8 protein-coding genes and 1 pseudogene are annotated in these 12,119 nt (G+C 63.4%); 2 read left to right on the top strand and 7 right to left on the bottom strand.

The genetic code is table 11. The features are described 5' to 3' along the window. Positions 1-12 precede the first annotated feature (12 nt). The gene (locus tag NFV80_RS06250) at positions 13-990 is read right to left on the bottom strand and encodes a histidine phosphatase family protein (RefSeq protein WP_295327514.1); all 978 of its coding nucleotides are present in this window, start codon (positions 988-990) and stop codon (positions 13-15) included. Positions 991-1,121: 131 nt separating this feature from the next. Continuing rightward, on the bottom strand, positions 1,122-3,644 hold the full coding sequence (locus NFV80_RS06245; RefSeq protein WP_295327512.1) for an FtsX-like permease family protein: 2,523 nt from the start codon (positions 3,642-3,644) through the stop codon (positions 1,122-1,124). 155 nt (positions 3,645-3,799) lie between these two features. Between NFV80_RS06245 and NFV80_RS06240 the strand changes: the two genes are divergently transcribed. Then, positions 3,800-4,654, top strand: coding sequence for an alkaline phosphatase family protein (locus NFV80_RS06240; RefSeq protein ID WP_295327510.1), 855 nt, complete (start codon positions 3,800-3,802; stop codon positions 4,652-4,654). Between the two features lie 98 nt (positions 4,655-4,752). Here NFV80_RS06240 and NFV80_RS06235 read toward each other — a convergent pair whose 3' ends face one another. The 5 genes from NFV80_RS06235 to NFV80_RS06215 all read right to left on the bottom strand — a co-directional run bounded on the left by NFV80_RS06235 (position 4,753) and on the right by NFV80_RS06215 (position 11,107). Beyond that, complete coding sequence (locus tag NFV80_RS06235; protein WP_295327508.1) at positions 4,753-6,588, bottom strand: lactate permease LctP family transporter; 1,836 nt, start codon at positions 6,586-6,588, stop codon at positions 4,753-4,755. Between the two features lie 132 nt (positions 6,589-6,720). Next, positions 6,721-9,501 (bottom strand): FAD-binding and (Fe-S)-binding domain-containing protein, encoded by a 2,781-nt coding sequence (locus NFV80_RS06230; RefSeq protein ID WP_295327506.1) that lies wholly within the window; start codon positions 9,499-9,501, stop codon positions 6,721-6,723. Between the two features lie 340 nt (positions 9,502-9,841). Further along, a complete protein-coding gene (locus tag NFV80_RS06225; RefSeq protein WP_295327504.1) occupies positions 9,842-10,141 on the bottom strand; it encodes a type II toxin-antitoxin system RelE/ParE family toxin in 300 nt (99 codons plus the stop codon). Positions 10,142-10,227: 86 nt separating this feature from the next. Beyond that, positions 10,228-10,431, bottom strand: a complete 204-nt coding sequence (locus NFV80_RS06220) for a ribbon-helix-helix protein, CopG family (protein WP_366143415.1) — start codon at positions 10,429-10,431, stop codon at positions 10,228-10,230. A gap of 226 nt (positions 10,432-10,657) precedes the next feature. Continuing rightward, entirely contained in the window at positions 10,658-11,107 is a 450-nt protein-coding gene (locus NFV80_RS06215; protein ID WP_295327502.1) for a MaoC family dehydratase, read from the bottom strand. Positions 11,108-11,565: 458 nt separating this feature from the next. Between NFV80_RS06215 and NFV80_RS06210 the strand changes: the two are divergent. Further along, positions 11,566-12,119, top strand: a pseudogene (locus NFV80_RS06210) (IS110 family transposase); the annotation flags it as partial.

Here is a 12,119-nt window from a genome sequence, read left to right as displayed (position 1 = left end):
TCCGCGACGACCCTAGCTTCCGCGCTTGCCCAGCCGTTTTTCCAGCTTGTCCACCAGCTTGCGCAAGGCTCGTTCGTCGAGCATTTGCCTGGTGTCATCGATACCCAGCCAGCGTCTTTCGCGGTGGCTTTCTTCCCAATCTTCTTCCGGAATGCTGTCGCTGACTTCCATGGGAAACACGACGACATTGCACACACCGCCCCATTTCTTGTAGTCGTACTCGCCGATCGGCTGCTCGTCGATCCGACCACGTACGCCCGCCTCCTCCAGAGCCTCCTTCGCCGCCGAATCGCGCAAGGACAGCTCCGGCTCCTTGACTCCCTTGGGAATCACCCAGCGAGTGCCCCTACGTGAGGCGATGACCAGGACTTCGAGCCTGCCGTCAACCCGGCGATACGGGAGCACCGCCGACTGGGTGAAAAAATAGGCGGGAACGGGGCCACGGTCCTCGTCGTCCGGGGGATCGTCCGCCAGAGCATCGGGCACCTGACCCGGTCGCGTAACCGAAATCAAGGTGGCGCAGTTCTCCTCGAGTTTCGCCCAATCGGCAGCAATCTCCAGTTGCGCAAGCGCCGAAGTTGGCAACAGCTTGCCGTCTGCCGGAATCTCGATCGCGCCACCGGCAAGGTAATCGATGAGTTCCTCGAGCCCCGGATTGTGCCCGACCACGAGCACGCGCCGCGCACTCGCCGGACAGGCCGCGAGCACCGTCAACAGGTCTTCGAGCGAAGCCGCATACAGCCGTTCGTCCCAGCGCACCGTCTTCAACGGCAAACCCATCGCTCGGCAAGCGGCCTGCGTCGTGCCGCGCGCGCGCGCCGCAGGCGAACTGAGCAGCACGTCGGGGACCAGCTTGCGGCTCTTGATCCAGGTGCCCATCTTGACGCTGCCGACACGTCCACGCTCGACCAGCGGCCGGTCGAAGTCCTCGTCACCCGTGCCCCAATCGGACTTCCCGTGCCGCAAGATCAGCAAGGTCTTTGCCTTCATCCTCCACCTCCTATGGATTTCCACCGTTTTCCGTCCAGCGGGCGGCGCCCGACACCCAATGTGAATCAGGGCCGCTCGCGACACGCCGTATGATAAACGATGCCGCGCAGCAAGGCGGCGTGCCGCGCACGCTATGCGCTGCCTGCGCGCAGCGCTTCCAGCGGTGCGGCACGTAACAGCCGGGAGGCGGCAAACCAGCCAGCGCTGATCACCAGCAGAGCGCCACCACAGGCCGCCAGCGGCAACAGCCAGAAGTCGATTGCCACCGCAAAATGGAAGACCCGGAACGCCAGAAATTGGCCGACGACGATCGAGCCCACCGCCGCGATCAGGCCGGCCAGCCCGCCAAGCGTCGCGAATTCGGCGAACAATACGCGCTGCAGTTGCTTTCGGCGTGCGCCGAGGGCGCGCATCACGGCGAGTTCATAACGTCGTTCATCAGCCGCCGAAGCGAGCGCGGCGTACAGAACGATCACGCCGGCGAGCAGGGTAAACAGAAAGACGAACTGCACTGCCCGGGCCACCTGATCGATGATCGACTGCAACTGGCGCAGGATTGCCGCGACATCGATGACCGTCAGATTGGGAAACTCGCCAACCAGCCGATTGACGAAATCCGCCTTTTCCGGCGGCAGGTAGAAACTGGTGATCCAGCTCGCCGGATAGCCCTGCAGTACCGACGGCGGCGTCAGCACGAAGAAATTCACGCGCATCGTGTCCCAATCGAGCTTGCGCAGACCGACCACGGTCATGACGATTCTCTCGCCGGCGACGACGAACTCGATCCGGTCGCCGACCGCCAGGCCGAGCGTCTGCGCCAGTCCTTCTTCCACCGAGGCTGCCGCGATCACACCCCTGCCTGCGATCTCGGCGGGAGAAAACCAGCGGCCGGCACTGATCCGATTGTCCTCCGGCAATTCGGTCCGCACCGACAGATTGAACTCGCGGTCGATCAGGCGCTGCGCGCGATCGTCGGTATAGCTCGCGGCGCTGACTTCGACTTCGTTGATTCTGGTCAGACGGCCGCGCACCATCGGCGCCAGGGCCGTCGTCAGGCCCCGCGCCGCCAGTGCGGCGCGTACGGGCGCGACCTGCTCCGGCTGGATATTGACGACGAAGCGATTCGGTGCATCGGCGGGGACCGAACGTCGCCAGGCATCGAGCAATTCACCGCGGGTCACGGTGAGCAGCAACAGGGCCATCAAGCCGAGAGCCAGCGCGACGATCTGTACAACGCAAGCGCCCGCTCGCCGCTCCAGGCTGGCCAGGCCGTAGCGCCAGCCGAATGCCGCCGCCCCGCCGACACGCGCAACGGCAGCCAGGCGAATGGCGCCGCGCGCGATCACGGCAAAAACGATCAAGGCGGCACTGAAACCCCCGACGACGTACGCGCCCAGCTCGACCTCTCCGGCCACCCAGAACATCAGCCCGACGAGCGCGAGAAAACCGAGCAGGTAGCCGCCGAGCAGACTACCGCGGGGGCTGCCCAGCTCGCGGCGCAGGACACGCAGCGTCGACACCCTCTTGAGCTGCAGCAGTGGAGGCACGGCAAAGCCGAAGAGCAGCAAGAGGCCGACCACTACCCCCTGGACTGCCGGCAACATGCCCGGCGCTGGCAGCGGTGTCGCCAGCAACTCGGCGAGCCAGGCATGCAAGGCGAAATGGGCGAGATAGCCAAGCGCACAACCGAGCCCCGCGGCGAGTATGCCGAGTACCGCGAACTGTCCTAGGTACAGACGCAGGAGCAGGGTTTGCGTCGCCCCCAGGCAGCGCATCACGGCACAAGGATCGAGATGGCGCTGGACGTAGCGCCGTGCCGCCAGCGCCACTGCCACCGCCGCGAGGACCACCGTGAGCAGCGCGGAGAGGCCGAGGAATCTTTGCGCGCGCTCGAGCGCGATGCGGATTTCCGGCCGCCCGCTCTCCGGGTCTTCGAGCCGCTCCCCGCGCCCGAGCTGGCGCTCGACCTTGCGCCGAAACTCTTGCAGTTGGCCCGGTTTGCCAGCCAAGAGCAGTCGGTACGCAACGCGACTGCCGACTTGCAGCAACGCGGTGCCCGGCAGGTCGTCGAGATTCATCAGCAAGCGGGGCGCCACGCTGAAGAAATTGATCCCGCGATCGGGCTCCAGGGTCAGCACCGCATCGACGCGCAACGTGCGTTGCCCGACGACGATCGGGTCACCGACGCCAGCTCCCAGCGCCGACGCCAGGCGCTCGTCGATCCAGATGTCGCCGGCAGCGGGGACGCGCTGCACGGGTGCATCCGGAGCATTGAGCGCGGGCGCGATGCGCAGGCTGCCGCGCAGCGGATAAGCCGCGCCAACCGCCTTGATCTCGGCAAGTTGCGCACGCAGGTCGTCGCCCTCGCCATACGTCACCATGCTCGGGAAGGTGCGCGTCTCGACCACCTGCAGGCCATGCGTCCGTGCGGCTTCGGCCATCCCCGGCGGCCACGGATGATCGGCGGTCAGCAGAAGATCGGCACCGAGCAATTGGTGTGACTCACGTGCCAGCGCCTGCCGCACGCGGTCGGCAAAAAAACCTACTGCCGTCAATGCCGCGACCGCAATCGCCAATGCCGCCGCCAGCAGACGAAGCTCGCCGCCGCGCGCGTCGCGCCGCAGCATCTTCCACGAATGGGACAACAAACGCATCAGTGCCGACCTCGGACGGCCCGAATCCACCCGCAGCCCAGCGTCGCCGCGCATGCTGCACCAGTCATTGTCGGGCAGCGACCGGTCTGCGATCCGACTCCCTGCGTGCGCTTAGCGCTTATCATGGTGACCCCTTACTTTCCCGAGAATCCAGCATGCACGCCCTGATCAAATCCGCCGGCACCGTTGCCCTGTTTTCCTTCCTCGCCAACAACCACGCGGCCGAACCGGCAGCCGCAAAAAGGACGGTACCACGCTTCGACCATGTGCTGATCGTGATCATGGAAAATGAAGATCAGGAGCGAATCATCGGCAATCCGGCGGCGCCGTACATCAACAGCCTGGCGCGCGCGGGGGCCAATTTCACCGATGCGCACGCGGTGACGCATCCCAGCCAGCCGAACTACCTGGCCCTGTTTTCCGGCTCGACGCAAGGCGTCACCGACAACAGCTGCCCACTCACATTCACCGGCAAAGCCAATCTGGCGAGCCAGTTGGTTGCCGCCGGTCTGACCTTCACCGGCTTCTCCGAAGACCTCCCGGCGCCTGGCTACACGGGCTGCGCGGCGGGAGAATATCGCCGCAAGCACAATCCCTGGGTCAATTTCGACAATGTCGACAGCAGCAGCAATCAGCCCTTCACCGCCTTCCCGAGCGGGAATTTTGCCGCACTGCCGACCGTCTCGGTGGTCGTTCCGAACATGTGCAACGACAATCATGATTGTCCGACTGCGACCGGCGACTCCTGGCTGAAAGCCAAGCTGGATGGCTACGTACAGTGGGCGAAAACCCACAACAGCCTGCTCATCCTGACCTGGGACGAGGATGGATCGCGCCGGGACAACCATATTGCGACGATCATGGTTGGCGCCACGGTCAATCCCGGAAACTACAATACGACCATCAACCACTACACGGTACTGCGTACCGTGCAGGAAATGTATGGTCTGCCGCCGATCGAGAACGCCGTCGCTGCGCTGCCGATCACCAACATCTGGAAGAGTCCCTGATCGGCGTCCGCCAAGCCAGGAATCCGTGATGGGCGGGCAGCCCGTGACCAGCGCGAGACAGGCGTGCGTCGTCCATCGACCACACGCCTGCCGTCGCTCTAATGGAAATGCAGTTCGGCTTTTCCGGAGGCCCCCGCATCGAGATCCTTGCCGACGACTCTCGAGAGAACCGCGACGACGATCACGACCACGGCAGCAATCCCGAGGTACATCAGGCCATCCTGCAATGCCAGAGCCGCCGCGGCCTTCGCTGCCGCGGGATCGGGAGGCGCCTTGGCGGCAACCGCAGCAGCCTTTTCGTAGACTGGGATCATCCAGGAAAAGACGTAGGTCTGAAGCATGATGATGACGCCCACTGCCGTGGTGAGAATCAGCGAATGCTTGAAAGTGAAGCGGAAGATGTCTGCTTCCTTGCCCACCAGCCCGGTCGCACCGGTCGCAACCGCAATCGATTGAGGCGAAATCATCTTGCCGCAGACTCCACCGGAAGTGTTGGCGTTCATCGTGACCACCGGGTCGATACCGATCTGCTGCGCCGTGTAGGCTTGCAGTTTGCCGAAGAGCGCATTGGTGGAGGTATCCGAGCCGGTCATGAACACGCCAAGCCAGCCGAGGTAAGCCGCGAAGAACGGGAACAACACGCCGGTGGTGGCAAAGGCCTGGCCGAGAGTGATCGACATGCCCGAATATTCCATGATCTTGGCAAAGCCGAGAATGACGGAAATGGTCAGGATCGGATAGCGGAGCGTAAACAGGGTATCCTTGGCAACGCCCAAAGCCACTCGCGGCGTCGCGCCCATGACGGGTATCGAGAAGAACCAGGCGAAAAGAATTGCCGTACCGGCGGCGCTGAGGAAGTTGAAGACGAATACGGCAGCCTTCGGCTTGCCGGCCTGGTCGATCACCAGATTGTCGAGTCCCGGGATCAGGAACTTGAAATCCATCACCGTACCCCAGACCTGGTCGAGCGCCGCTTTCACCGGTTTGATTCCCCAGGCCGCAACGCAAAGAGAAAGAATGATGAACGGCGCCCACGCCCGGAATACCTGTCCACCGCTGTAGGCGAGTTCTGCACGACCCTTGCTTTTCGGCTCATCGGCAAAGTGCCAGCTCTCCTTCGGGTGCCAGACCTTGAGGAATACCACCGTGCACACGATCGAAGCAAGCGAGGAAAGAATGTCCGGAAGCAATGGCCCCAGGTAGTTCGAAGAGAGGTACTGCACCAACGCAAAAGAACCACCGCTGACCAGACAGGCTGGCCACACTTCCAGCCCCTTCTTGGGGCCAGCCATCAGGATGCAAAGGTAGAGCGGCACGAGAACACTGAGAAATGGAAGCGTCCGGCCCACCATCTGGCTGAACGCCATTTCATCGACTCCGGAAACCTGGGCGCCGACGACGATGGGAATCCCGATCGCACCGAAGGCAACCGGCGCCGTATTCGCCAGCAGACAGATTCCGGCAGCGTAGAGCGGATTGAATCCGAGCCCGGCCAGCATCGCCGCGGTCATCGCCACCGGAGTACCGAAACCCGCCGCACCTTCGATGAACGCGCCAAAGGAGAACGCGATCAGCAGCGCCTGCATTCGACGATCGTCGGAAATCGAGGCGAGGGAGTTCTTGATCACGTCGAATTGCCCGGTCGCCACCGACATGTTGTAGATGAACAGGGCGGTAATGACGATCCAGCACACCGGGAAAAGGCCGAAGAGCATGCCGTTCACGGTTGCCAGCAACGCCAGTTGGGTCGGCATGCCGTTAACGAAAATGGCCAGCAGGACCGCGATCGAGGTTCCGCCAAGCGCCGCCCAGTGGCCTTTCATACGCTTGACGGCGAGCGCCCAGAAAAGAAAAAGAATCGGGATCGACGCGACCAGCGCAGAAAGAACAACGCTGTCAGCCACCGGGGTGAGAATCATTTTCCATGGCGCCATGTTTTCCAACTCCCAAAAAGTTTATGTCGATAGCTTCCTGTAATCCATGTTGTGCAGCAGGGAAACATCCGTTGAACGGGATTTTCGGCGATGCGAATGCAGGCCGTGGCGCCGGCACCGGCTGCTGCCGGGTCAGCAGGTCATGTATTCCTCGGCACGACTGCATTCCTCAAGCAGGTAAGCGACCGATCGGTAAGGTCGCCCGGTTTCCTCGGTCAAACCGATTTCGCAGGTGCGGTTGGTCGAGACCCCTTCGTGGCAGGCACTGGGCAGCGCGTCGTGGATCTTGCGCAAGGCGTGCACGTTGAGCTCCGGCACGACGAAACCACGGTCACCAGCAAAACCGCAACAGGTCACTCCTGCCGGCTCGACGATCTGTTCGACGCAGGCAGCCACTACGGCGCGCAGCTTTGCGTCGGTCGCGGTGCGACGAACGCTGCAGTTGATGTGCAGCGCCACCGGACCGATCTTCCGCCGCAGGCGAAGGCGGGGCAGCAAGGCATCATGGGCGAATTCGTGGAAGTCGAGCAGGTTCAGCCGGCCAGTCAGGTATTTCTGCATCCGTGTCGCACACGAACTGGCATCCATGACCACAGGGTAAGTACCGCCGTGCCCATCGTCGGCGACCTTGAGCAAGGCCTGAGCGACGGACTCGGCCATTTCTTCGGCTTCGTCGGCCATGCCCTTGCTGGCCAGCATGAGGCCGCAGCACAGCTTGTCGAAACCCTCCGGAAGCCGCGGCGCGTAGCCGGCGCGGATCAGGAGTTCGATCACCACATCGCCCAGGCCCGGCTCGCCGGCAGTGTTCGCACCGAAGATGCGCCCACCGCAAGCTGGAAAGTAAACGACGGGATCGCCTGTGGCAGCTCGCTCGACGGGAAGCCTGCCGGCCAGCGGCATCGACTTCCGCCAGGCGCCACCGGAGAGTTTCGGCAGCAGGCTGTCGCCGACCACACCGGAAACGGCATGCCCCACCGTCAGCCCGGCCCGGGTGAGCGTCGACACGGCGCCGAAATGGCCAGCCGTCAGTCGGCCGACCTGCCGGCTGGCACTGCCGAGACCGCGTCCACGCAGCAGACGGGTGAGTTCGCCGGTGTCGATTCCCACCGGACAGGCGGTCGAGCAGAGCCCACAGCCCGCGCAGGTGTCGAGTCCGTAGTAGGCAAAGTCGGTGGCCACCGTTCCCGCATCCTCGTGCGCGGCTTCACGCCGCGACAGCTCGCGCCAGCTCACGATGCGCTGTCGCGGCGAGAGCGTCAGCCGATGCGATGGACAGAGCGGTTCGCAAAATCCGCATTCGATGCAGCGATCGACAATCTCCTCGGCCGCAGGCATGGGCTTCAGGTGCTTCAGATGCGCCTGCGGATCGTCATTCAGAATCACCCCGGGATTGAGCAGTCCCTCCGGGTCGAACAGCGTCTTGATCGCGCGCATCAGATCGGTGGCTTGGCGCCCCCACTCCATTTCGACAAAAGGCGCCATGTTGCGACCGGTGCCGTGTTCGGCCTTGAGCGAACCGTCGTATTTCTCGACAACCAGACGGCAGACGGCATCCATGAATCGCGCGTAGCGCTCGACTTCCGCCGCATCGCCGAAATCCTGGGTGAAGACGAAGTGCAGGTTGCCTTCCAGCGCATGACCAAAGATGATCGCTTCGTGGTAACCGTGCTCCACCAGCAACGCCTGCAGATCGAGCGTTGCGGCAGCGAGCGACTCGATCGGGAAGGCGACGTCCTCAATGATCACGGTCGTGCCGGCGCGCCGCATCGCGCCCACAGACGGGAACGTGCCCTTGCGCACCTTCCAGTACATTTCGCAGGTGGCGGGATCGGTCGAGAATTGCGGCGCTTCGAGCGTCTCGATTCCCGCCAGACTGGCGAGGACGGTGTCGATCTTCTTCTGTCGCACCGCGGCGGTGTCGGCGCGCACCTCGATCAACAGCGCCGCCGCCTGCGGGCCCAGCCTGCTGATCGCCGCCGGCAGGCCTGGCTTGTTCTCGACCGAGCGCAAGGCGGCACGATCGAGCAACTCGACCGCCGAAACCGGTTCCGACTTGAGGCGTATCACCGCCTGGCAGGCGGCGCCGATGCCGGGAAAGAAAACCAGCGCGCTCGCCTTGTAAGGATCCTCGACGACCGTACGGTAGGTAATGCGGGAGAGAAAGCCGAGAGTGCCTTCGGAACCGATCATGAGGTGTGTCAGGATGTCGATCGGATCCTCGAAGTCCACCAGCGCGTTCAGGCTGTAACCCGTCGTGTTCTTGATCTTGAACTTGTCGCGAATCCTCGTTGCCAGCACGGAATCGGCGCGCGTTTCCCGACCGAGCCTTTCGAGTCCGTCAAGCAACTCGGCGTGACTGCGACGGAAATTCTCCACGCTGGCGGGTTCCTCGCTGTCCACCACTGCACCGTCGGCGAGAACGACGCGCAGGCCGAGCAGCGTCCGGTAGCTGTTCTGCGCGGTGCCGCAGCACATGCCGGAAGCGTTGTTGGCGGCAATGCCGCCGATCTTGCAAGCATTGATCGAGGCCGGGTCGGGGCCGATCTTGCGTCCCAGCGGAGCGAGACGGAAGTTCGCCTCGCCGCCGATGATTCCCGGACCCAGGCGGACGCTGTCGGCATCGGCTGCGATTTCGCAGGTGGCAAAGCCGTCGCCGATCAACACCAGGATGCCATCGGTCACCGCCTGCCCGGACAAACTCGTTCCCGCGGCCCGGAAGGTCACCGGGCGCCGATGCGCACGCGCAACCTGGAGCACGGTACGGACTTCCTCCTCGTTCTCGACGATGGCGATCACTTCCGGCAGCAGGCGATAGAAGCTGGCGTCGGTACCGTAGGCAAGGCGGCGCAGGTCGTCGCTGACGACCTGACGCTGCGGCAGAACACGGGTCAGCGCAGAGATCAAGGAGTCCATACTTGGTTTTCCCCCGTGCAACCAGGTGGCAAAGAAGCGGGCATCCGTCGGGTTGCCGGAATTCCCGGCAGACAGGGCCCCTTGTATCAGCCGCTACCTGTCCCCGTTTCCCAATTCCGATCTCTGGTAAAGTGGTATGACAACCGGACGCGCGCTACCCTAGTCGAATAAATGGCCCATTGTCAACAAGGAATAGAGAAAATCGGATTGCGTAGAGGACAGGCTGTCGCTTGCCTTCCCGCATCAAGCTGGCGGCTCGTCGTGGTGCCATCCGCGAGAAACCCCGCCGATCGGCACGCGAATTGTCCGATGCAACTGGCCTACCACCCCGACCGACCTTTCACTCGCTCCGCTCCACGTACCCCGCTTCCCGCTGGCTGCGCACGGCCAGCACGATAACGGTATCGATCTCAGCGACGCAACGGTACGAGGCAAGGTATCCGTGGAAGCGCCGGCCGATGACGAGTTCGCGTCTGCCGTTTGCAACGGGGCGGCCGATCAGTGGGTTGCTCTCCAGTACATCCAGTGCGCCGATGACTTCGTCAATACGCCGTTCCGGATGTTCGACCTGGCACGTGGCGAGGTGATCCAGGATGCGCTCGAAGTCCTCCGCGACCTCGGGCGCAATCTCGATGCGCATCCCATTCAACGAGCCAGCTTGCGCGCTTTGGGCCGTGTTGCAGGCTTGCCGGCAGCGCGCTTTTGCAGATAGGCGCGCATGTCGCTCTAGGGAATAGTCATCCCGGAGGCGACTACCCTTGTGTAGCGCTCCTCAGCGTGGGCGTCGAACTCCGCACGACGCTCCTCGTTGGCGGTTTTTTCCGCGATGGCTTCGAGGATGAAGGCGTGCGCCGTCGTGCGGGTGCGTGCTGCCGCTGCCGCGACTCTGGCTTTCAGTTCTTCAGGCAGGCGAACGGTCGTGGTGGTCATGGCGATCTCCGGAGGGGTTGCTCGCGCAAATGTAGCACAATTGTGTTACATCTGGCCACGGCAGGAGGGTTGGACTTGCCCCCGTTCAGTGGACGGAAGATCGCTTGCATTCAAGCGACGGAACAGCCCGCCAGAGCACCGGTATCGACAGGGCCGCCGCAGACCACCAGTTTCCGACACTCTCCCGGCGCCGCTCGTGGCGCCGGGAGAAACGCCTTGCCGGCGACTACTTGCCGGCTGCTTCGCGCTTCTGGCGCGAGGTCGCCATCAGCGTCGCTTCCCCGTCGATGACTACCTTGCCACCGACCGTGCAGACGGTGTCAAGAACGACGCGGCTCTTCTCGGGAACGACTTCCTTGACCGTCGCTCTGGCGCGCACGGTGTCGCCGGGGCGGACCGGCGCCCGGAAACGCAGCGACTGGCTCAGGTAGATCGCTCCCGGTCCAGGCAGACGATTGCCCAACACGGCGGAAATCAGGCTCGCCGACAGCATGCCGTGGGCAATGCGGCCGCCAAACATCGTCGTCTGCCCGAACTCTTCGTCCATATGCACCGCATTGACGTCGGTCGACACCCCGGCAAACAGCACCAGGTCTGCGTCGGTAATCGTCTTGGCAATCTCGGCGCTCATGCCGACGGAGAGGTCTTCCACATCATAGCCATTCTGGGGATTCATGACAGTCCTTTCTCACAGTGATCGGCACGGTGATGACCGTACCGAGGGAATGTGGCGCATGCCGGCGCCACTCGATCTTCTGGCAGATGCTCGATGCCGTGCGCCTGGACCATCGCGGTCATGGCACTCACTGGCGAACGAAACCAAGTTCTCACAACGGGCCTCCTTCGAATGCCGACTGCCGTCGGGATCGGGCGCGACTCAGAGCTTGTGAATAAATCTACTGCGCGACCGATCTGCGGCGTTGCTCACTCGCTCCCCCGCGGCCGGCTTTGCACAGCCGGCCGGCTCCGGCGGCGCGCAGCAGGCTGCGCGAAACTCCGCCTACGCCCTCGCCTATCTACATGATATGTCTCGTCGTTCGCTCGCTCGCGCCTTGCATCTCGGCCTGCTCGCGACGATTTCTTCGTTAATGGGATGGTCGCCCCTTCCCGAAACGGCATCTGAAGTGCCAAACCCAGGGCATTGGGCATATCGCCAAGCGACTGCCGGACATCCTTGAGGACGGCGAGAACGGCTTGTCGGGCACGTGCCGTCGGTTGATCGATCGCTTGGGCAACCACGTCAAGGAACTCGACCGGCAAGTCCAGGAACTGGAAGTTCAGATCCAGGCGTGGCATCGTGAGCACACGGTCAGCAAGAAACTCGCACAGATTCCTGGCATTGGCCCGATCACGGCGAGCGCCCTGGTAGCCTCGATCGGCGAGGTCAGGAACTTCGAGAATGGCCGGCAACTGGCGGCTTGGCTGGGACTGGTGCCGCGGCAGCATTCCAGCGGCGGCAAGCAGACGCTGCTCGGCATCAGCAAGCGGGGCGACACCTATTTGCGCAACTTGCTGATTCACGGGGCGCGATCGGTGATTCGGGTGGCCGAACGGAAAGCGCAGCATGCCGGCAGTTGGCTGGCCGGGGTCATGGGCCGGCGAAACAAGATCGTGGCAGCTGTGGCGCTCGCCAACAAGAATGCACGAATCGCCTGGGCGTTGTTGGCGCACGGCCGGGACTACGAGGC

This window comes from Accumulibacter sp. (assembly GCF_023806565.1).
Classification (GTDB): Bacteria; Pseudomonadota; Gammaproteobacteria; order Burkholderiales; family Rhodocyclaceae; genus Accumulibacter.
Note: the sequence above shows the minus strand (reverse complement) of the source record. Positions and strands in the feature narration are given on the sequence as shown.